This window comes from Vibrio pelagius (assembly GCF_024347575.1).
GTDB lineage: Bacteria > Pseudomonadota > Gammaproteobacteria > Enterobacterales > Vibrionaceae > Vibrio > Vibrio pelagius.
This window is the reverse complement of sequence record NZ_AP025503.1, coordinates 1-21,769: the sequence shown is the minus strand read 5'-3', so window position 1 is coordinate 21,769 and position 21,769 is coordinate 1. Positions and strand designations below refer to the sequence as shown.

The window sequence follows — 21,769 nt, the reverse complement described above, 5'->3', positions numbered from 1 at the left end:
CAATGATTTACCAAGCTAACACCCTACAGGTAAAGGAATTACAAGATGGTATAGCCGAACTTAGCTTTTGTGCTCCAGCCTCTGTAAATAAGCTCGACCTTGCTACATTAGAATCACTCGACAAAGCACTTGATGCTTTAAATGACCACGCTGGACTGCGCGGCTTGATCTTAACTTCAAACAAAGATGCCTTCATCGTAGGTGCAGACATCACGGAGTTTTTGGGCCTATTCGCGAAACCAGAAGCGGAACTAGAAGAGTGGCTGATTTTTGCGAACTCTATTTTTAGCAAGCTAGAAGACCTACCTGTTCCTACCCTTTCAATGATGCGCGGCCATGCACTTGGCGGCGGTTGTGAGTGCGTACTAGCCACTGACTTCCGTATTGGTGACAAGACCACCAGCATCGGCTTACCAGAAACCAAATTAGGTATCATGCCTGGCTTTGGTGGTTGTGTACGTCTGCCACGTGTTATTGGTGCTGACAGCGCAATGGAAATCATCACGCAGGGCAAAGCATGCCGAGCAGATGAAGCACTGAAAGTTGGGTTGTTAGATGCGATTGTTGAAACCGACCAACTACTCGAATCGGCAATTAATACAGTATCTCTGGCAGCGAGCGAGAAGTTAGACTGGGTTGCTCGCCGCAAACAGAAAACCTCTGCGTTATCACTCAGCAAGCTAGAAGCGATGATGAGCTTTACGATGGCGAAAGGCCTAGTAGCTCAGAAAGCAGGTCCTCACTACCCAGCACCGATCACATCAGTTATCGCGATTGAAGAAGCGGCTCGTTGCGATCGTGATGCTGCACTGGATATCGAGCGTAAACATTTCATTAAACTGGCGAAGTCTGAAGAAGCAAAAGCACTGGTTGGTCTATTCCTTAACGACCAATACATCAAAGGCATCGCGAAAAAAGCGGGCAAGTCAGCGAATAAAGCCACAGAGCGTGCTGCTGTATTAGGTGCAGGTATCATGGGTGGTGGTATTGCTTACCAATCTGCGCTGAAAGGCGTGCCAGTGATGATGAAGGATATTGCTCAAGCATCGCTAGATCTAGGCATGAACGAAGCATCTAAGCTTCTTAATAAACGTCTATCTCGTGGCCGCATCGATGGCTTCAAGATGGCGGGCATTCTCTCTTCTATTACTCCTAGCCTTCACTACGCAGGTATCGAGCAATCAGATGTGATTGTTGAAGCGGTAGTAGAAAACCCGAAAATTAAAGCAGCCGTGTTGAGTGAAGTAGAACAGCAGGTTAGTCCTGATACCGTGATTACTTCTAACACGTCGACGATTCCAATCAATCTACTAGCAAAATCGTTACAACGCCCAGAAAACTTCTGTGGTATGCACTTCTTCAACCCAGTGCACCGCATGCCGCTAGTAGAGATCATCCGTGGTGAGCACACTTCAGATGAAACCATCAATCGCGTTGTCGCTTACGCGGCGAAAATGGGTAAATCACCAATTGTCGTTAACGATTGCCCAGGCTTCTTCGTTAACCGTGTTCTTTTCCCATACTTTGGCGGCTTTAGCATGTTGCTTCGCGACGGTGCTGACTTCACCAAGATCGACAAAATCATGGAACGTAAGTTTGGTTGGCCTATGGGTCCTGCTTACCTACTGGATGTGGTTGGTCTTGATACTGCGCATCACGCTCAAGATGTGATGGCACAAGGCTTCCCAGAGCGAATGGGTAAAGAAGGCCGTGACGCGATCGACGCGCTATTTGAAGCGAACAAGTTTGGGCAGAAAAATGGTAGCGGCTTCTACAGCTACAGCGTCGACAAACGTGGTCGTCCGAAGAAAGCTTTCTCTGAAGATATCCTTCCTATCTTGGCAGACGTATGCCAAGCACCACAGGAATTTGATGAAGAGACCATTATCCAGCGTGTGATGATTCCAATGATCAACGAAGTGGTACTTTGTCTTGAAGAAGGCATTATTGCCTCACCACAAGAAGCAGACATGGCTCTGGTTTACGGACTTGGCTTCCCTCCATTCAGAGGCGGCGTTTTCCGTTACCTAGACAGTGTGGGCATCGCGAACTTTGTTGAGACAGCGAAAGGCTACCAAGACCTTGGCGCAATGTACAAAGTACCTCAACTGTTGCTTGATATGGCAGAGAAAGGCGAAAGCTTTTACGACGCTCAACAAGCTAGCTCTCTATAACCCACATTTGGAAAAGGAATTACAAAATGAAGAACGTAGTTGTTGTTGATTGCCTTCGCACCCCAATGGGCCGTTCCAAAGGTGGCGCTTTCCGTCATACACGTGCAGAAGATCTTTCTGCACACCTGATGAAAGGCATTCTTGAGCGTAACCCGCAAGTTAACCCGAGTGAGATTGAAGATATCTACTGGGGCTGTGTCCAACAGACACTTGAGCAGGGCTTTAACGTGGCACGTAATGCTGCGCTACTTGCTGGTCTACCGATTGAAATTGGTGCTGTAACTGTTAACCGATTATGTGGTTCATCTATGCAAGCTCTGCATGATGCAGCACGCTCAATTATGGTTGGCGATGCCGATATCTGTCTGATTGGTGGTGTTGAGCATATGGGTCATGTTCCTATGACGCATGGTGTGGACTTCCACCCAGGCATGTCAAAGAACGTAGCGAAAGCTGCGGGCATGATGGGTCTGACGGCAGAAATGCTTGGTAAGCTGCACGGCATCAGTCGTGAAGACCAAGATGCTTTCGCTGCCCGCTCTCACGCTCGTGCACATGCTGCAACGATTGAAGGTCGTTTTAAAAACGAGATCTTACCAACTGAAGGTCACGCGGCAGACGGTTCACTGTTCACACTCGATCATGATGAAGTGATTCGCCCAGAGACCACAGTTGAAGGCCTATCTCAGCTTCGCCCAGTATTCGATCCAGCTAACGGTACCGTAACCGCTGGTACATCATCAGCGCTGTCAGATGGTGCATCTGCGATGCTGATCATGAGCGAAGAGAAAGCTAACGAGCTTGGTTTGACGATTCGTGCTCGTGTTAAGTCAATGGCAATTGCAGGCTGTGACCCATCAATCATGGGCTACGGTCCTGTTCCAGCGACTAAGAAAGCACTGAAGCGTGCAGGTCTATCGATTGAAGATATGGGCGTCATTGAGCTTAACGAAGCCTTTGCAGCGCAATCTCTGCCATGTGCTAAAGACCTAGGTCTTCTGGATGTGGTCGACGAGAAAGTAAACCTCAATGGTGGTGCAATCGCACTTGGTCACCCGCTGGGTTGTTCAGGTTCGCGTATCTCAACCACCTTGATTAACCTAATGGAAGCGAAGGACGTGAAGTACGGCCTAGCAACCATGTGTATTGGTTTGGGCCAAGGTATCGCAACGGTATTTGAACGCCCTTAATCTAGAGTAACTCTAAGTTAAGAGACCAATTAATTGTCGTTAGTAGGGTAACGATAAAAATGCAGCCTTAGTCTCTAGGGCTGCATTTTTTTATCTGCCGACTTACCGATATCACAAAACTGGAACTATGCATGTGATGCATAGATTCAATGTTGACGTTTCATTATTTTTTCTTCAATTATTCAACTACAGTTATCTCAGTTTCCTAATATTCCTCCAGTGGAGAGCACCATGTTTAAAGCACTTGTACTAAACCAAGAAGACAAAAAAACGATTGCTAGCGTTTCTCAAATCGACGAGTCACAACTTCCAGAAGGCAACGTTAAGATTGATGTGAATTACTCATCTTTAAACTACAAAGATGGTCTAGCGATCACTGGTAAAGGGCGCATTATTCGTAACTTCCCTATGGTACCGGGTATCGACCTTTCAGGTGTGGTTTCTCAATCAGACGACCCTCGTTACAAAGCGGGCGACGAAGTGGTACTAACTGGTTGGGGTGTTGGTGAAGGTCACTGGGGTGGCATGGCTGAAAAAGCGAGCCTAAACGGTGACTGGCTGGTACCAATGCCAAAAGGCCTAGACGCTAAAAAAGTGATGGCGATTGGTACTGCAGGCTTCACCGCAATGTTATGTGTTCAAGCTATCGTTGATGCAGGTGTTAAACCAGAAGACGGCGAGATTCTAGTAACAGGTTCAAGCGGTGGTGTGGGCAGTGTGTCTATCACTCTACTTAACCAACTAGGCTACAAAGTAGCAGCAGTAACAGGCCGTGCATCTGAGAACGGTGAGCTACTTAAATCTCTAGGCGCATCGCGCATTGTTGAGCGTGCAGAACTAGAAGAGCCAGCAAAACCACTAGAGAAACAGCTGTGGGCTGGTGCTATCGATACGGTAGGCAGCAAAGTTCTAGCAAAAGTACTGGCACAGATCGATTACAACGGCGTTGTCGCGGCATGTGGCCTAGCGGGTGGCTTCGATCTACCAACAACGGTAATGCCATTCATCCTACGTAACGTGCGTCTACAGGGTGTAGATTCAGTAATGTGTCCACGTGAGAAACGCATCAAAGCATGGGAACAGTTAGCTGAACTACTTCCAGAGTCGTTCTACCAACAAGCAACTAAAGAAGTGGCACTGGATGATGCGATCCAAGCTGCTGAAGACATTACTAACGGTCAAATCACTGGTCGTGTTGTCATCAAGCTATAGCTTTAAACACTCGAAGCTATAGAGCTTCAAGAAAAAAATACAAAGGGCTGAGTTTACTCAGCCCTTTTTCATTCCGTTAACCTAGCCCAACATCAGCAATCCGCTTCTGAATCAACTCGCCACACTCCTCTTTCACCACTCGTCTCAACCATTGCTGAGAAGCTGACGAATCACAACGTGAATGCCAAATCAGTGAATAATCAAACGGCATAAACTCGAATGGTAGTGGCTTAACAACGAGGTCGTAGCGCTCTGCCACTAAATACGCGAGGTCGGCAGGTACAGTAATCACAAGAGGCATTCTATCGACGATCGCTAAAGCCGCCTCTAAATGATAGGCCCGCAGCACCATCCTTCTTGGAGGTTGATTGGCTAATGCATTATCAAGCAAGGCTTTTACACCATCACTGATAGCAATCATCGCATGAGGCAGTGATACATAGTCATTGAGGCTTAACGCGCTATCAGCCAGAGGGTGGTTTTTAGAGAGTAGGCACGATACCCCAACTGGCCCTAGTACTTGCTGATGCAATGGTGCAACTGGGCCTGTTGGTCGGCATATCGCCATATCAACCCGCTCAGTACTCAACTGTTTAAATAGATTCTCATGCTGAAGCGGTGCGAACTCTAACGAGATGTTTGGTGCTTGCTCATAAATCTTAGGCAGCGCATACGGAAGGATAGTTTGCATCGCGTAATCCGTGGTCGCGATCAGGAAACGTTCCGTGCAGTAGTATGGGTCAAAGTCACTCGGGCTTAACAGCTGACGAAATGACTCTAGCGGCTGATCAATGCGCTGGCTGATTTCGAGCGCTCTCTTGGTCGGCAGTAGACGCTGCCCCTGACGAGTGAAGAGGGGATCGTTAAGGAGTTCGCGAAGTCGCCCCAACACACGGCTGGTCGCAGACTGGCTGAGATTCAAACGCAAAGCGGCTTGGCTCACGCTACCCTCTTCGATCAACACCTTAAGAGCAACCAACAGATTTAAATCTCGACGATAGATGTCTTCTAGTTCCACACGCTTACCTAATGAGCTTGTTAACAATCAATTTTGATGATTAATGTTTATAGCATGCTTTAGATAAAAAAAATCCCGCAATTACGCGGGGAAGCCCAAGAAAATTTGGGGATAGTGTCGGAATGTGTCGTATCGGAAAAACGTTTTGTACTTAGGTTAAATATCTTACGATTTAATGTTCCTGCTCTTCTGGCAAGCCACGCCAGCGTCGCATTTCAACCCAAATACCAATAATTGTTGCTGCTATGCCAAAGATTGGCATTAACGAGGCCTCTGCTGGTGTGCGTAACACTAACGCGCAAAAAGAGATAAAGCAGAGAACCGAATATATGGTTAATCTATCAAGTGCTGTCAACATCGCCACTCCTTAGCTAGTTGTCATTTGTTTAAGTTGTTACCAACTTGTTAAATAATTTATAGTAAATAATTCTGTTTGCCAAGCACTTATTGCATATTTTTTCTGCAGACGTATTATTCCCCTCGTTATACAGAAAGAGACACCTATCATGACATTCAATCCTGAGCTGGCCACACACACTTTAGAAGCACAAGGGCTACGCTGCCCAGAACCGGTAATGATGGTCAGGAAGACAATTCGAAACATGCAGGATGGCGATGTATTACTGGTAACGGCAGACGATCCATCAACCACACGCGACATCCCAAGTTTCTGTCGATTTATGGATCATCAACTTGTAGGACAGAATACGGATTCTGTGCCATACCAGTACTTAATCAAGAAAGGCCTAGAAGCCTAGCAACGGCTTGATTCAGAAGTAAAAAAGCCGCTCAATTGAAAATGAGCGGCTTTTTGTTATTCGCTATCTCGACTGCGTTGCTGCAGATTGTCGAGTTGGTGTTGAATTGAGCGTAGTTCTTTACGCATAGGGATAATATGGGCGACTCGAATCCAAGCCTCAACGGCGAGTCCGGTCATGATCATCGCACCTGCCACCATCGGCAACCACATGTCAGTTAATACCATCCCCAATAGAGTTAATGCCAAGCCAAAAGTAAACAGGTAGCTTTGGCTTTGTGGAGTGATTCCCATATAACGCGTCAACATAATCATGCCCTCGTGTTCTCAACTCACAACATTAAAATATCATGACAATTGTGACAGTGATATGTCAGTCGGCGGTACTCACACCACCTCTCTGTTAGAGTTTGAACTGCAACACAGAATGCAGATCGCAGCGCAAAAATTGGCACGCTTATAATTATAGATTGATAGATATGGCGATAGATTCTCCAGCAAAACAGGGGACCTATCGCCGAAAAATCATCAATAGATTGCGGCTGCGATAGCTAAGCCAACAAACAGCAGAGCGGTGATCTTGCGAATCAACGCCAGTGGCATCTTATCGGCTGACAATTTGCCGATCACCACTACAGGCACGTTGGCTAATAACATACCAATCGTGGTGCCCAAGATAACCCACAGCAGCGCATCGGCATACTGAGCCCCTAGGATAGAAGTGGCTATCTGAGTCTTATCACCAATTTCAGCAATGAAGAACGCAATAAAGCTTGCGACAAACGGACCACGGCTAGAGATCTCCTCATCGTCGTCAAGTTTATCTGGGATCAGAATCCAACCCGCCATCGCCAAAAAGCTCACCACCACAACCCATTTGAGGACTTCTGGCGATAAGTAATCGGATACAACAACACCTAACCAAGCCGCCAGGGCATGATTGGCAATAGTGGCAAAGAAGATTGCAGCAATAATCGGTATCGGCTTGCGATAACGGCTGGCTAATAGAAGAGAGAGTAACTGTGTCTTATCACCGATCTCGGCCAAGGCGACAGTTGTAATTGAAATTGCTAAAACGCTCACGACATGCTCATTTGGGGCGGGATTATTATTTTAACCGTAGACAAACCTCGCGCCCCACCCCGGTTCACGATGTTTGTCTAAGGTCTTGCTAAACGAAGTCGACTTATGTGTTGTTGTGGTCGATTGTCGTCTCGAACGCCATGATGATTTTGCATCAATTATGTTGACGAACGAACCTATTATCCCAGTGCTGATAAATAGGTAAGCTACTCCCCAAAGACGGCGTGATTTTAGCGAGCCCCCTCCTCTAAAACAAGCTGAAAAGTGACTAAAAATTCCCGTTAAGTCGAAAAAAGAAGATTAAAGGGTAAAAAATCCATTAAAAGGGATTTAAGGCTATTAATTAAACAAGATTAACGCTACTCGCTGGGCAAATATCTGGGTATACTTGATTGTTATTTTTCAAATCATTTATAAGAATCGCGCGAACCTGACTATGCAAAAATTCGATATCAAAACCTTCCAGGGAATGATCCTCGCGCTGCAGGATTACTGGGCACAAAACGGTTGTACCATTGTTCAACCTCTAGATATGGAAGTAGGTGCTGGCACCTCTCACCCAATGACATGTCTACGTGCACTTGGCCCAGAGCCAATGTCTACGGCATACGTTCAACCTTCACGTCGTCCGACCGATGGTCGCTACGGTGAAAACCCGAACCGTCTGCAGCACTACTATCAGTTCCAAGTAGCTCTAAAACCATCTCCAGACAACATTCAGGAGTTGTACCTAGGCTCACTTGAAGTTCTTGGTATCGACCCGCTAGTACACGACATTCGTTTCGTAGAAGACAACTGGGAAAACCCAACGCTAGGCGCATGGGGTCTTGGTTGGGAAGTATGGCTAAACGGTATGGAAGTCACTCAGTTTACTTACTTCCAGCAAGTTGGTGGCCTTGAGTGTAAGCCGGTTACTGGTGAGATCACTTACGGTATCGAACGTCTAGCTATGTACATCCAAGAAGTAGACTCTGTTTACGACCTAGTGTGGAACATCGCACCAGACGGCAGCAAAGTGACTTACGGTGACATCTTCCACCAGAATGAAGTTGAGCAATCAACTTACAACTTCGAGCACGCAGACGTAGATTTCCTATTCACGTTCTTTGATCAGTGTGAGAAAGAGTGTAAAGAGCTACTTGAGCTTGAGAAGCCACTTCCGCTTCCAGCTTACGAGCGCATTCTAAAAGCTGGCCACGCATTCAACATCCTTGATGCGCGTAAAGCTATCTCTGTAACAGAGCGCCAACGTTACATCCTTCGTATCCGCAACCTGACTAAATCAGTTGCAGAAGCATACTACGCATCGCGTGAAGCGCTTGGCTTCCCAATGTGCAAGAAGGACGAGGAGAAGTAATCATGGCTAAAGAATTTCTAATTGAACTGGGTACTGAAGAGCTACCACCAACACAGCTTCGTACTCTAGCAGAAGCGTTCGCAGCAAACTTCGAAGCAGAGCTAAAGGGCGCGAGCCTGGCTCACGAAGGCGTGAAATGGTACGCAGCACCTCGTCGTCTTGCTCTTAAAGTCGCAGCACTGGCTGAAGGCCAAGAAGACAAAGTCGTTGAAAAACGTGGCCCTGCAGTTTCTGTAGCATTCGATGCTGACGGCAACGCAACTAAAGCAGCTCAAGGCTGGGCTCGTGGTAACGGCATCACGGTTGAACAAGCTGACCGTCTAGTAACAGACAAAGGCGAATGGCTTCTTTTCAAACAAGAAGTAAAAGGCCAAGCAACGTCTGAAATCGTTGTTGACCTAGCAGCAAAAGCACTAGGTAACCTACCAATCGCTAAGCCAATGCGTTGGGGCAACAAGACAACTCAGTTCATTCGTCCAGTTAAAACACTAACTATGCTGATGGGTTCTGACCTTATCGAAGGCGAGATCCTAGGCGTAGCATCTGACCGCACTATCCGTGGTCACCGCTTCATGGGTGAGCAAGAGTTTACTATCGATTCTGCAGAGCAATACCCAGCGATCCTAGAAGAGCGCGGTAAAGTAATGGCAGATTACGAAGCGCGTAAAGCGATTATCCTTGCTGATTCGCAAAAAGCAGCAGCAGCGGTTGGTGGTACAGCTGATCTAGAAGATGACCTAGTAGAAGAAGTAACGTCTCTGGTTGAGTGGCCAGTAGTACTAACAGCGAAGTTTGAAGAAGAGTTCCTAAAAGTACCTTCTGAAGCATTAGTTTACACCATGAAGGGTGACCAAAAGTACTTCCCTGTCTATTCACATGAGAAAGGCGATGACAACAAAAAGCTACTACCTAACTTCATCTTCGTTTCAAACATCGAATCTAAAGAGCCTCGCCACGTTATCGAAGGTAACGAGAAGGTTGTACGTCCACGTCTAGCGGATGCAGAATTCTTCTTTAACACTGACCGTAAGCGTCCTCTTATCGACCGCCTACCTGAGCTAGAGCAAGCTATCTTCCAGAAGCAGCTTGGTACTATCAAAGACAAAACAGACCGCATCACAGAGCTTGCTAGCTACATCGCTGAGCAGATCGATGCTGACGTTGAGAAATCTAAGCGCGCAGGTCTACTAGCGAAATGTGACCTAATGACCTCTATGGTATTCGAATTCACGGATACTCAAGGTGTTATGGGCATGCACTACGCGACTCACGATGGTGAAGACGAGCAAGTTGCACTAGCACTTTACGAGCAGTACATGCCTCGTTTCGCAGGTGATGACCTACCAAGCACTGGTATCTCATCTGCTGTCGCAATGGCTGACAAGCTAGATACGATTGTTGGTATCTTCGGTATTGGTCAAGCACCTAAGGGTTCTGACCCATTCGCACTTCGTCGTGCATCTCTAGGTGTGCTACGTATTATCGTTGAAAACGGCTACAACCTAGACCTAACAGATCTAATCGCAAAAGCGAAAGAACTACTAGGCGACAAGCTAACCAACGACAACGTAGAAGCAGACGTTATCGACTTCATGCTAGGTCGTTTCCGTGCATGGTACCAAGATGCTGGCTTCAGCGTTGATATCATCCAAGCGGTACTAGCGAATCGTCCAACCAAGCCAACTGACTTTGACCAACGTGTTAAAGCGGTTTCTCACTTCCGTGAACTAGAAGCGGCAGAAGCTCTAGCAGCAGCGAACAAACGTGTAGGTAACATCCTTGCGAAATTCGATGGTGAACTAGCAGCAGATATCGATCTGGCACTTCTACAAGAAGACGCAGAGAAAACACTGGCTGAAAACGTTGCAGTAATGACGGAAGCTCTAGAGCCAGCATTCGCGACAGGTAACTACCAAGAAGCCCTAAGCAAGCTAGCTGCTCTACGTGAGCCTGTTGATGCGTTCTTCGACAACGTAATGGTTATGGCTGATGACGAAGCGCTTAAGAAGAACCGTCTAACGCTATTGAACAACCTACGTAACCTGTTCCTACAGATTGCTGACATCTCTCTACTGCAAAAATAAGTACGAGTGAGACAGCTGTTCAAAGCGATGCTCTGAGCAACGAAAGGTAAATACCCAAAGGGAAGCACGTGCTTCCCTTTTTGTTTTTGTGAACTCGGTATTTATTTGTAGAGGTAATAACCATAAGTCGATTGTATTAGTCCTCAGAATGTAGATCCCAACCTTTGATATAACGAGAGTCTTATTCGGGGAAGGATACAATGAAGAAGACCACTCTCGCGCTCTCAATTCTTGCACTCAGCGCATGCAGCCAAACCAGCGACAATCCACTGCTGTTGACCATTGATGATCAGGCGCAGCCCTTTCACTCAACAGGACAAGGGACATTGATTGTCGAGCATGAGCTCAGCAAAGGCACACACACCTTTTCTATTAGCGATGCCGCGCAAACCTGTGGCACAAGCTACGCCTTGGCAGAAGAGAGCCGAGTGAAATTTAACAAGCCTCTACGTGTCGACGACTGCGCAGAAGAGTCTCAAATAGATATCAAGGTATTCAAGGCTAATACCTACCAATTTACCCTCAACCCACAATCCAATGAGCTAACAGTTAAGGTAAAACCGAAACAGAAGAAGGTTCAGAGCTTCACATGTCCGGTGCCAAGCGATTCACCGACCACCGTCGATGTCACTAAGACCTTTGCAGATGGCACCTTGTTACGTGACGCACTCTCTGGCCAGCAAGCGACAGTGACCAACGGCACGATCAGCATGAAACCGGCCAAATCAAGCCAAGGGCTCCTTTTGCTTGAAGAGGTTGAGTCAGCAGAACAATCGACGTTTAGTTGGGATAATGCCACAGTTTACTTCGTCATGACTGACCGCTTTTATAATGGCAACCCAGACAATGACAACAGCTATGGGCGCAGCAAAGATGGCCAAGATGAAGTTGGCACCTTCCACGGCGGTGACCTAGCAGGCTTAACTGAGAAGCTCGACTACATCGAATCGCTCGGGGCTAACGCTATCTGGATTACATCCCCTCTAGAGCAAATTCATGGCTGGGTTGGCGGTGGCGACCGTGGTGACTTTAAGCACTACGCTTACCATGGCTACTACCACCAAGATTGGACCAAGCTCGATGACAACATGGGTACCGAAGACGAGCTTAGAACCTTCATAGACACCGCTCACAGTAAAGGTATCCGCGTGATTTGGGATGTGGTGATGAACCACACCGGATACGCAACCCTCGCCGACATGCAGGAGTTCGATTTCGGTAAGCTCAACCTCAGCGACCAAGAAGCACAGCAGACGCTTGGTAAAAACTGGACAGACTGGCAGCCAAAAGAGGGACAAAACTGGCACTACTTCAATAACTACATCTCCTACAGTGACCAAGAAGCGTGGGAGAAATGGTGGGGTAAGGCATGGCTACGCAGCGATATTGGCGCCTATGATTCACCTGGCTACAACAACATCACTATGTCACTTGCGCACCTGCCAGATCTAAAAACCGAATCCACAGAGCTGACAGGGCACCCTAATTTCTACGCTAACAAAGAGACCAACGCTGAAGATGTGCAGCGTACACCTCGCCAACACCTAATCACTTGGCTTTCAGACTGGGTGAGAGAGTATGGCGTTGATGGTTTCCGCGTCGATACCGCCAAACACGTCGAACTTGATGCCTGGGCAGAGCTAAAAGAGAGCACCACTCAAGCACTCGCAGAATGGAAACAGAACCACCCAGACAAAGCATTGGATGATTTACCGTTTTGGATGACCGGTGAAGTCTGGGCGCACAGTGTCGTGAAATCAGATTATTTCGCTAACGGCTTTGATTCGATCATCAACTTTGAGTTCCAGAGTGATATCGCCCCAAAGGCGCTCAAGTGTTTGTCTGACCTCGATGCGGATTACCTTCGCTACGCAGAGAAGATCAATGGCGATAGTGAGTTTAATGTTCTGAGTTACCTATCATCACACGATACCTCTCTGTTCTGGACACAACATGGTAGCGATTTTGCGAAACAGACTCGAGCAGCGAACGCGCTGATGCTGGCTCCAGGCGCAGTACAGATCTATTACGGCGATGAAGTTGCGCGTGACTTCGGACCAACGGGATCCGATCCAATGCAGGGCACTCGTTCAGATATGCCTTGGGAGCAAATCAAGGGTGAGCGAGCCGAGCTACTGAAGCACTGGCAAGCACTAGGTCAGTTCCGTCAGCGCCACCCATCGGTTGCACAGGGTAAACACATCATTCGTAACCAAGAGGGCTACTACGCCTTCGAACGCCAATACAAAGACGATAAAGTGCTCGTGGTTTATACAGGGGCTAAATAAGCACCAAACAGTATAATCATGACCATTGTTGATAAAGCCAGCATATTTCGCTGGCTTTTTTTCGTTTGATACCACATTCGTGCTTTGCTCATCCGACACATTGCGGTATGTTCAAGAATTACCCTCGACCACCAGCAACATCTGGTGCACAAATTATTAAAACGAACATAATGAATTAGGTAACACAAGCGATGCAATTCTCTCAATTTGGTGAAAAGTTTAATCAGTACTCAGGTATTACGCAGTTAATGGATGATTTGAATGATGGCCTACGCACTCCAGGTGCCATCATGCTCGGTGGTGGTAACCCAGCAGCCATTCCTGCCATGCTCGACTACTTTCACCAAGCCAGTGAGGAACTCCTCGCCAGTGGGGCCCTTCTCAACGCCCTCGCCAACTATGATGGACCGCAGGGCAAAGATGTTTTTGTAAAAGCGTTAGCCGCTCTACTTAAAGAGACCTATGGCTGGAATATCAGCGAAAAGAACATCAGCCTAACCAATGGTAGCCAGAGTGGCTTCTTCTACCTGTTCAACCTGCTTGCAGGTAAGCAGCCAGATGGCTCACATAAGAAAATCCTACTGCCGCTCGCGCCTGAATACATCGGCTATGGAGATGCGGGCGTTGATGAAGACATTTTTGTCTCTTACCACCCAGAAATTGAGATGCTTGATAATCGCATGTTCAAGTACCACGTCGACTTTGAAGAGCTCAAAGTGGATGAGTCAGTAGCAGCTATCTGTGCTTCACGTCCAACCAACCCAACCGGTAACGTACTCACAGATGAAGAAATTCGTAAGCTCGATAAGCTAGCACGCGAAAACAACATTCCACTGATCATCGATAATGCTTACGGCTTGCCGTTTCCAAACATCATCTTTGAGGATGTAGAACCGTTCTGGAACGAGAACACCATCCTATGCATGAGCCTGTCTAAGCTTGGTTTACCAGGTGTACGTTGCGGTATCGTGATTGCGAGTGAAGAAGTCACACAAGCGATGACCAATATGAATGGCATCATCAGCTTGGCGCCGGGTAGCATCGGCCCTGCACTGGCGCATCATATGATTGAGAAAGGCGACCTGCTTGAGTTGAGTGAAAACACCATCAAGCCGTTCTACCGTCAGAAATCTCTGCGTGCTGTCGAGCTACTGCAACAAGCGATCACCGATGAGCGCTTCCGTATTCACAAACCAGAGGGCGCGATGTTCTTGTGGCTATGGTTTGATGAGCTGCCAATTACAACCATGGAGCTGTACAAGCGTCTAAAAGCTCGCGGGGTATTGATTGTTCCAGGTGAGTATTTCTTCATTGGTCAAGAAGACGAATGGGACCATGCTCACCAATGTCTGCGTATGAACTACGTACAAGACGATGAGATGATGCAGAAAGGTATTGCAATCATTGCAGAGGAAGTGGAGAAAGCTTACAGCGAAAGCAAATAGAGATTCCCTACTCGGTCGTTCCTCCCTCTATGGAATGACGTTAGAAGAATAAACAAAAAGAGCACCTCATTGGGTGCTCTTTCACTCTTATTTCCCGATAGTTTTAGCTCTCAAAAGCTAATCGTAATTAGCCTTCTAGTAGGCTGTTACCATTAATAGCAATCTTACGTGGTTGCATCGCTTCTGGGATTTCGCGTTCTAGATCAATGTGCAATAGACCGTTTTCCATGCTCGCACCTACGACTTTTACGTAGTCTGCCAGTTGGAATTTACGCTCGAAATCACGCTCTGCGATACCTTGGTACACATAGGTTTTTTCTGCTTCTGGTTTACGCTCACCTTTTACAATCAGCATGTTATCTTTTTGAGTTAGGTCTAGCTGCTCTTCAGCAAAGCCTGCAACTGCCATAGTAATACGGTAGTTGTTCTCGTCTTTTTGCTCGATATTGTATGGAGGGTAACCGCCAGAAGAGTTCTTCGATGTGTTCGCTTCCATCATGTTAAATAGACGATCGAAGCCAATTGCATTGCGGTATAGTGGAGTGAAATCTACAGTTCTCATAATGCTATCCTTTTAGTAAGCAATAGTCTTAGTCGTGAGTTTGCACGGATCGATAGTATGTTCGATCGCTGCCGACTAAGGGATTTATCCGCTACTCCTCGGGTTTTGATAACGCTGGGACGTAGTAATAAATCAGTTCAATTATGTGCCTTCAAGGTTATCCTCTCCTGAGCGATACCTATTCAGCGTTCCAGAAGATCTGTTTCTTCTCTCTTGAGCAAGACAGTCATCCTCTTCATAACTAGATATATGGATTGAACAAAATAGGTTCAAGGGATCGGATTAAAAAATTTTCTACGCGCTTCTAGAGATCCCCAACTCGGTCGTTCCTCCCTCTTGAGGATGACGAACCAACCTATTGAAAGATAATTAAAATATCGGCAATAAAAAAGACTGCCATTTCTAGCAGTCTTTTAAAATTTTCAGATTGTTTTTTAGGTCAATCTACACATCCAGGTTAGCAACCTTCAATGCGTTTTCCTCGATGAAGTTACGACGCGGCTCAACTTGGTCACCCATTAGCGTAGTGAACAGCTGGTCTGCACCGACTGCATCTTCGATCGTTACTTGCATCATGCGACGCGTTTCTGGGTCCATAGTGGTTTCCCAAAGCTGATCAGGGTTCATCTCACCTAGACCTTTGTATCGCTGCAGGCTTAGGCCACGACGAGACTCTTTCACTAACCAGTTCAATGCATCAACAAAGTTGCTCACCTCTTGAGTACGCTCACCACGTTTGATGTATGCGCCCTCTTCGATTAGACCATCTAGAGCCTCAGATAGGCTTGCTAGCTTGTCGTACTCTTTCGAGTTGAACAGCTCAACGCTCAATGCGTGCTCGTGTGTCACACCGTGTGTACGAACAACAACTTTAGGCAGGCTTAGACCTAGCTCTTCGTGTTTCTCAACTTCTAGTGAGTACTGGCTTGCACCGACTTCTTTCGCATTCAGTTGCTCAATAAGCTGCTTGCCCCACGCTTCAACCGCTGCTTCGTCATGACACTGCTCTGCCGTTAGGCGTGGCATGTAGATCATTTCGTGCATCAGTGCGTGTGGGTAACGACGGCTCATGCGCTCCACCAGCTTAATGCCAGAGTTGTACTGTTGAACCAGCTTCTCTAGCGATTCACCTGCCAGTGCTGGCGCATCGGCATTTACGTGTAGCGCTGCGTTATCAAGAGCCAATGCCACTTGGTACTGGTTCATTGCGTCTTCGTCTTTGATGTACTGCTCTTGCTTACCTTTCTTCACTTTGTAAAGCGGTGGCTGAGCGATGTACACGTAGCCGCGCTCGATAAGCTCAGGCATTTGACGGTAGAAGAAGGTCAATAGTAGCGTACGAATGTGCGAACCATCGACGTCGGCATCGGTCATGATGATGATGTTGTGGTAACGCAGTTTATCTGGGTTGTACTCATCGCGACCGATACCACAGCCAAGTGCTGTGATCAGCGTTGCTACTTCTTGTGAAGATAGCATCTTATCGAAACGCGCTTTTTCAACGTTCAAGATCTTACCTTTCAGCGGTAGGATAGCCTGGTTCTTACGGTTACGGCCTTGTTTTGCGGAGCCGCCTGCCGAGTCACCCTCCACTATGTATAGTTCAGAGAGTGCTGGATCTTTTTCCTGACAGTCAGCCAGTTTACCTGGTAGGCCTGCTAGGTCTAACGCGCCTTTACGACGAGTCATTTCGCGAGCTTTACGCGCTGCATCACGTGCACGCGCTGCATCAATGATCTTAGTACAAACCGTTTTCGCTTCCGCTGGGTTCTCAATTAGGAACTCAGACAGCTTCTCACCCATCGCCTGCTCAACCGCAGATTTCACTTCAGAAGAAACCAGCTTGTCTTTGGTTTGGCTTGAGAACTTAGGATCTGGCACTTTCACCGAGATAACCGCAGTTAGACCTTCACGTGCATCATCACCTGAAGTCGCTGTCTTCGCTTTCTTAGAGAAGCCTTCTTTATCCATGAAGCTGTTCAGTGTACGCGTTAGCGCTGCACGGAAGCCTGCAAGGTGAGTACCACCATCGCGTTGAGGAATGTTGTTAGTGAAACAGTAGATGTTCTCTTGGTAACCATCATTCCATTGCATCGCGACTTCGACAGTGATGCCATCATCACGCTCGTTATCGAAGTGGAAGATTTTCTGGATGATTGGTGTTTTGTTGGTGTTTAGGTGCTCAACAAACGCTTGGATACCACCTTCAAACATGAAGTGGTCGCCTTTGTCTTCTTCACGCTCATCACGCAGCTTGATCGATACGCCTGAGTTTAGGAAAGAAAGCTCACGCAGACGCTTCGCTAGAATGTCGTAGTGGAATTCTGTGTTAGAAAACGTCTCTTCACTTGGCCAGAAACGGATCTCTGTACCCGTTTTGTCCGTCTCACCAATCACAGCTAGTGGCGCTTGAGGCTCACCGTGGTGGTAGGTTTGAGTATGGATTTGACCACCGCGGTGGATAGTAAGAGTAACCTGCTTCGACAGTGCGTTTACTACAGAAACACCTACACCGTGCAGACCACCCGATACCTTGTATGAGTTGTCATCGAACTTACCACCCGCGTGAAGAACCGTCATGATTACTTCCGCTGCAGATACCTGCTCTTCTGGGTGCATTTCGGTAGGGATACCACGGCCGTCATCGCGAACAGAAACCGAGTTATCGTCATGAATAGTAACAATGATGTCATTACAGTGACCAGCAAGTGCTTCATCAATAGAGTTATCTACCACCTCGAAGACCATGTGGTGCAGACCGGTACCATCATCCGTGTCGCCAATGTACATTCCAGGACGCTTACGTACCGCATCCAGACCCTTCAGTACCTTAATACTCGATGAATCGTAATTATCTGACATAGTTACTCTCTGACTAATTATCCTTGCTCTATTTTGCCATGTTCCACATGAAACATCCTGCTATTTTCATCATGCATGTCGGCAATCTGATCAGCGGTAATAGAGCTTACAAAAACTTGTGCCTGGGTCGCCTTTAAACACTCCGCAAGGCGTGCTCGGCGTTGGCTATCTAATTCGGAAGCGAAGTCATCTATCAAGTAGACGCACTGCTTACCTGTCATCTGAGTGAGGTGCTGGCCTTGAGCCACGCGCAGTGCACACACCATCAACTTCAGTTGACCTCGTGACAAGACATCTTCCACTGGAGTGCCGTTCACTTTTATCTTTAGATCCGCTTTATTTGGTCCACTAAAGGTGTAACCAAGCTGCTGATCCCTTTCAAAGTTCTTCTCTAGTATCTCGGCATAGGGCGTATCTTTGTCCCAACCACGATAGTAGTTAATCTTTATCTCAAACTCTGGCAAGAAGGTGGCGCAAATCTCTTCTGCGACCTGTTTAAGCTGCTCAACATAGGTTGCTCGCCACTGGCTGATGTTTTCCGCCAATCGCGCCAGCTCCTGATCCCAGTAGCTGAGCTCGCGATAGTGGGTGGCTGTTTTGAGCAGCGCGTTACGTTGCTTATTAAGACGCTTCACTCGCCCCCATGCATCGTAAAAACCAGATTCGCTGTGAAACACGCCCCAGTCAATAAAGGCGCGGCGATGTTTCGGCCCATCCGTCAGTAAATCAAACCCTTCTGGGTGAATCAACTGCAAAGGCAAGACTTGTGCTAATTGCGCCAGCTTTTGTCCAGATTGACCGCCTATTTTAACCTCTGTTGTGCCATCGCGCTGCTTATTAATGCCAATAGGCAGCTCAAATTGATCCGAGGTCAAAAAACGGCCGTGAACAAACAGCTCACTGCACTCATTTTGAATGATGCGACCGGTTAAGGAGCTCTTAAAAGAGCGGCCATGTCCGAGCAGATAAATCGCTTCGAGGACACTGGTTTTACCGCTGCCGTTCGCCCCTATAAGAAAGTTAAAGCCTGATGACGGTTGAATGTCACAGGCTTCAATATTTCTAAACTGCTTAACGATCAGACGAGAGAGTGGCATAACGTCATCATATTAATCATTAACGACGGTACCATCTCTATAGACGGATTGGCATAACAACGTACATCGCGCTGTCATCTTGTGCGTTCTCAATCAGCGCACTGGCGTTGGCATCCGACATCGAAACACGAACCTGTTCACAGCGTAGCGTGTTCAATACATCCAGAACGTAGCTTACGTTGAAGCCGATCTCTAGCGCGTCGCCTTCGTAGTTCACGTCTAGCATCTCTTCCGCTTCTTCTTGCTCTGGGTTGTTCGCCGTAATGCGCATTTCGCTATCCGCAAGATTCACACGCACGCCACGGAATTTTTCATTCGATAGAATCGCAGCACGAGAGAAAGCAGAGCGCAGTTCATCACAGCTAGTTTCTAGCGTTTTGGTGGTATTTTGCGGCATTACGCGGCGATAATCTGGGAAACGACCGTCAACAAGCTTAGAAGTGAAGACATAGTTGTTCACCTCTGCACGCACATTTGAGCTACCGATTTGCAGTGTTACCGGCTGCTCGGGTGCATCTAATAGCTTAACGAGCTCTTGAACACCCTTACGAGGCACAATGATCTGCTTCTGTGCGAAATCAGCACCAAGCTGAGCTTGAGATACCGCCATACGGTGACCATCGGTTGCCACGCTGCGCAGTGTTGAGCCTTCAATCTCAAACAACATACCGTTGAGGTAGTAACGAACGTCTTGGTTCGCCATTGAGAATTGTGTCTTCTCAATCAGACCACGCAGTTCTGCTTGTGTCACAGACACTTCAACTTCGCTGCTCCAGTCTTCGATATTTGGAAAATCAGCCGCCGGTAGCGTTGCTAAAGAGAAGCGGCTACGGCCAGAGCGTACTTGAACACGATCGCCGTCGAGAACCACTGTGATCATCGAGTTATCAGGTAAACCGCGACAGATATCTAGGAATTTACGAGAAGGTACCGTGATGCTGCCCGCTTCAAACTCACCTTCTAGTGTCACGCGACTCACCAATTCCACTTCTAGATCGGTGGCAGTCATTGATAATACGTTATCTTCAACCTTGATCAGTAGGTTACCTAGGATTGGTAGGGTTGGTCGACCACCCAGTGCGCCAGAGACTTGTTGTAACGGCTTAATCAGGTGACTGCGTTCAATGGTAAATTTCATAGCTTACTCTTAAGGTATCAAGGGCGGCTCGTTATCCAACGAGCGGCCGATATTCTGTTATCTCTGGTTAAGAATACTGTGTATTAAGAAGAAAGGGTACGGATCAGGTTAGAATAGTCTTCTTTAATGTCGTGGCTCTCTTCACGAAGCTGAGCAATTTTACGACACGCGTGCAGAACCGTGGTGTGGTCACGACCACCAAATGCATCACCAATCTCAGGTAAGCTGTGGTTGGTTAGCTCTTTTGCCAATGCCATCGCCAATTGACGTGGGCGCGCAACCGAGCGAGAACGACGCTTAGACAGTAAGTCCGCGACTTTAATCTTGTAGTACTCCGCCACTGTCTTCTGAATGTTATCGATAGTAACCAGCTTCTCTTGCAGTGCCAGTAGGTCACGCAGTGCTTCACGCACGAAATCGATGGTGATTGGACGACCTGTGAAGTTTGCGTTAGCAATGACACGGTTCAATGCACCTTCAAGCTCACGAACGTTTGAGCGCAGTCGCTTAGCGATAAAGAATGCCACTTCATCAGCCAGGTGAATCTGGTGGTCTTCGGCTTTCTTCATCAAGATCGCAACGCGAGTCTCTAGTTCAGGCGGCTCAATCGCAACCGTTAGACCCCAACCAAATCGAGATTTAAGACGATCTTCTACCCCGTTGATCTCTTTTGGATAGCGGTCTGAAGTTAGAATGATCTGTTGATTGCCTTCCAGTAGCGCATTAAAGGTATGGAAAAATTCTTCCTGTGAACGCTCTTTATTAGCAAAGAATTGGATGTCATCGATAAGCAGTGCATCAACACTACGGTAGTAACGTTTGAACTCTTCAATTGCGTTATTCTGCAGGGCTTTAACCATATCCTGAACAAAACGCTCAGAGTGCATGTAGACGACTTTAGCGTTCGGCTTACCATCAACAATCGCATTACCTACCGCGTGCAATAGGTGAGTTTTACCTAGGCCGGTACCGCCATACAGAAATAGTGGGTTGTACGCAGCACCTGGATTATCCGCAACTTGGCGTGCTGCAGCTAAACCGAGTTGGTTAGACTTACCCTCAACAAAGTTGTTGAACTTGTGTTTAGGGTTCACGTTTGAGCGGTGGTTAAGGTCGACCTCTGCTGCAGGCTCTTCATCATCCCATGTCTTGTGAACAGGTTTACGAGCTTGCAGTTGTGCCGGAGCCGAAGATTCAGCTGCAACATCAGCGGCTGTGCGCGTTGGCTTAGGGGCTGCAGGCTTAGGCGCCGATACCGGTTTACTTCCCACTTCAAAATGAAGATGTGGGATATCGTTACCGCAATACTCTTGCAGTAGACGGTTAATGCTATTTAGGTACTTATCACGCACCCAATCCAACACGAAGCGGTTCGGTGCAAATAGAGTAAGAGTATTGTCATTGAGCTCCGCTTGTAACGGACGAACCCACATACTGAATTCTGTAGCTGGTAGCTCTTCTTGAAGCTGTTGCAAACATTGCAACCAAAGCGAAGATGACAC

General features: G+C 47.4%; 17 protein-coding genes and 1 riboswitch. Of the genes, 8 read left to right on the top strand and 9 right to left on the bottom strand.

Going from position 1 to position 21,769, the window contains the following annotated elements; genetic code table 11:
* Positions 1-2 precede the first annotated feature (2 nt).
* The 3 genes from fadB (at position 3) to acuI (ending at position 4,576) form a co-directional block, all read left to right on the top strand.
* Positions 3-2,174 carry a fatty acid oxidation complex subunit alpha FadB gene (fadB, locus tag vsple_RS00085; protein ID WP_261882322.1) on the top strand — a complete coding sequence of 724 codons (2,172 nt, stop codon included), beginning with the start codon at positions 3-5 and terminating at the stop codon, positions 2,172-2,174.
* Positions 2,175-2,200: 26 nt separating this feature from the next.
* Positions 2,201-3,364, top strand: coding sequence for an acetyl-CoA C-acyltransferase FadA (fadA, locus tag vsple_RS00080; RefSeq protein ID WP_261882321.1), 1,164 nt, complete (start codon positions 2,201-2,203; stop codon positions 3,362-3,364).
* 231 nt (positions 3,365-3,595) lie between these two features.
* A complete protein-coding gene (gene acuI, locus vsple_RS00075; protein ID WP_261882320.1) occupies positions 3,596-4,576 on the top strand; it encodes an acrylyl-CoA reductase (NADPH) in 981 nt (326 codons plus the stop codon).
* 76 nt (positions 4,577-4,652) lie between these two features.
* Here the strand turns inward: acuI and vsple_RS00070 are convergent, their stop codons facing one another.
* Together vsple_RS00070 and vsple_RS00065 are read right to left on the bottom strand one after the other, a co-directional pair.
* Entirely contained in the window at positions 4,653-5,594 is a 942-nt protein-coding gene (locus tag vsple_RS00070) for a LysR family transcriptional regulator (RefSeq protein ID WP_150870603.1), read from the bottom strand.
* Positions 5,595-5,766: 172 nt separating this feature from the next.
* On the bottom strand, positions 5,767-5,952 hold the full coding sequence (locus vsple_RS00065) for a hypothetical protein (RefSeq protein ID WP_032548611.1): 186 nt from the start codon (positions 5,950-5,952) through the stop codon (positions 5,767-5,769).
* A 148-nt stretch (positions 5,953-6,100) separates the two neighbouring features.
* Between vsple_RS00065 and tusA the strand changes: the two genes are divergently transcribed.
* On the top strand, positions 6,101-6,352 hold the full coding sequence (tusA, locus tag vsple_RS00060; RefSeq protein WP_032548612.1) for a sulfurtransferase TusA: 252 nt from the start codon (positions 6,101-6,103) through the stop codon (positions 6,350-6,352).
* Between the two features lie 56 nt (positions 6,353-6,408).
* On the opposite strand, the gene vsple_RS00055 is transcribed toward tusA, so the two are convergent.
* Positions 6,409-6,666 (bottom strand): hypothetical protein, encoded by a 258-nt coding sequence (locus vsple_RS00055; RefSeq protein WP_084181750.1) that lies wholly within the window; start codon positions 6,664-6,666, stop codon positions 6,409-6,411.
* A gap of 213 nt (positions 6,667-6,879) precedes the next feature.
* Positions 6,880-7,434 (bottom strand): TMEM165/GDT1 family protein, encoded by a 555-nt coding sequence (locus vsple_RS00050; RefSeq protein ID WP_032548613.1) that lies wholly within the window; start codon positions 7,432-7,434, stop codon positions 6,880-6,882.
* Between the two features lie 38 nt (positions 7,435-7,472).
* A riboswitch (yybP-ykoY riboswitch) is annotated at positions 7,473-7,661 on the bottom strand.
* A gap of 209 nt (positions 7,662-7,870) precedes the next feature.
* On the opposite strand from vsple_RS00050, the gene glyQ reads away from it, so the two are divergent.
* The 4 genes from glyQ to vsple_RS00030 all read left to right on the top strand — a co-directional run bounded on the left by glyQ (position 7,871) and on the right by vsple_RS00030 (position 14,608).
* Positions 7,871-8,791, top strand: a complete 921-nt coding sequence (glyQ, locus tag vsple_RS00045; protein WP_032548614.1) for a glycine--tRNA ligase subunit alpha — start codon at positions 7,871-7,873, stop codon at positions 8,789-8,791.
* A gap of 2 nt (positions 8,792-8,793) precedes the next feature.
* Positions 8,794-10,875 (top strand): glycine--tRNA ligase subunit beta, encoded by a 2,082-nt coding sequence (gene glyS, locus vsple_RS00040; RefSeq protein ID WP_261882319.1) that lies wholly within the window; start codon positions 8,794-8,796, stop codon positions 10,873-10,875.
* Positions 10,876-11,075: 200 nt separating this feature from the next.
* On the top strand, positions 11,076-13,163 hold the full coding sequence (locus vsple_RS00035; protein ID WP_261882318.1) for an alpha-amylase: 2,088 nt from the start codon (positions 11,076-11,078) through the stop codon (positions 13,161-13,163).
* 191 nt (positions 13,164-13,354) lie between these two features.
* Positions 13,355-14,608 (top strand): valine--pyruvate transaminase, encoded by a 1,254-nt coding sequence (locus vsple_RS00030; RefSeq protein ID WP_261882317.1) that lies wholly within the window; start codon positions 13,355-13,357, stop codon positions 14,606-14,608.
* Positions 14,609-14,735: 127 nt separating this feature from the next.
* Here the strand turns inward: vsple_RS00030 and vsple_RS00025 are convergent, their stop codons facing one another.
* From vsple_RS00025 to dnaA, 5 genes are all read right to left on the bottom strand, one after another.
* On the bottom strand, positions 14,736-15,170 hold the full coding sequence (locus vsple_RS00025; protein WP_120119637.1) for an Hsp20 family protein: 435 nt from the start codon (positions 15,168-15,170) through the stop codon (positions 14,736-14,738).
* Between the two features lie 444 nt (positions 15,171-15,614).
* A complete protein-coding gene (gene gyrB, locus vsple_RS00020; protein ID WP_261882316.1) occupies positions 15,615-18,032 on the bottom strand; it encodes a DNA topoisomerase (ATP-hydrolyzing) subunit B in 2,418 nt (805 codons plus the stop codon).
* 17 nt (positions 18,033-18,049) lie between these two features.
* Positions 18,050-19,129 carry a DNA replication/repair protein RecF gene (recF, locus tag vsple_RS00015; protein WP_032548620.1) on the bottom strand — a complete coding sequence of 360 codons (1,080 nt, stop codon included), beginning with the start codon at positions 19,127-19,129 and terminating at the stop codon, positions 18,050-18,052.
* A gap of 37 nt (positions 19,130-19,166) precedes the next feature.
* A complete protein-coding gene (gene dnaN / locus vsple_RS00010; RefSeq protein ID WP_261882315.1) occupies positions 19,167-20,267 on the bottom strand; it encodes a DNA polymerase III subunit beta in 1,101 nt (366 codons plus the stop codon).
* An 83-nt stretch (positions 20,268-20,350) separates the two neighbouring features.
* Complete coding sequence (gene dnaA / locus vsple_RS00005; RefSeq protein WP_261882314.1) at positions 20,351-21,769, bottom strand: chromosomal replication initiator protein DnaA; 1,419 nt, start codon at positions 21,767-21,769, stop codon at positions 20,351-20,353.

Bases quoted from the DNA above. Each gene is read 5' to 3' on its own strand.
- vsple_RS00065 (WP_032548611.1), bottom strand. From the start codon at position 5,952: ATGTTGACAGCACTTGATAGATTAACCATATATTCGGTTCTCTGCTTT.
- gyrB (WP_261882316.1), bottom strand. From the start codon at position 18,032: ATGTCAGATAATTACGATTCATCGAGTATTAAGGTACTGAAGGGTCTG.
- vsple_RS00055 (WP_084181750.1), bottom strand. From the start codon at position 6,666: ATGATTATGTTGACGCGTTATATGGGAATCACTCCACAAAGCCAAAGC.
- glyS (WP_261882319.1), top strand. From the start codon at position 8,794: ATGGCTAAAGAATTTCTAATTGAACTGGGTACTGAAGAGCTACCACCA.
- vsple_RS00030 (WP_261882317.1), top strand. From the start codon at position 13,355: ATGCAATTCTCTCAATTTGGTGAAAAGTTTAATCAGTACTCAGGTATT.
- fadA (WP_261882321.1), top strand. From the start codon at position 2,201: ATGAAGAACGTAGTTGTTGTTGATTGCCTTCGCACCCCAATGGGCCGT.
- vsple_RS00035 (WP_261882318.1), top strand. From the start codon at position 11,076: ATGAAGAAGACCACTCTCGCGCTCTCAATTCTTGCACTCAGCGCATGC.
- acuI (WP_261882320.1), top strand. From the start codon at position 3,596: ATGTTTAAAGCACTTGTACTAAACCAAGAAGACAAAAAAACGATTGCT.
- tusA (WP_032548612.1), top strand. From the start codon at position 6,101: ATGACATTCAATCCTGAGCTGGCCACACACACTTTAGAAGCACAAGGG.
- glyQ (WP_032548614.1), top strand. From the start codon at position 7,871: ATGCAAAAATTCGATATCAAAACCTTCCAGGGAATGATCCTCGCGCTG.
- recF (WP_032548620.1), bottom strand. From the start codon at position 19,129: ATGCCACTCTCTCGTCTGATCGTTAAGCAGTTTAGAAATATTGAAGCC.
- vsple_RS00025 (WP_120119637.1), bottom strand. From the start codon at position 15,170: ATGAGAACTGTAGATTTCACTCCACTATACCGCAATGCAATTGGCTTC.
- fadB (WP_261882322.1), top strand. From the start codon at position 3: ATGATTTACCAAGCTAACACCCTACAGGTAAAGGAATTACAAGATGGT.
- dnaN (WP_261882315.1), bottom strand. From the start codon at position 20,267: ATGAAATTTACCATTGAACGCAGTCACCTGATTAAGCCGTTACAACAA.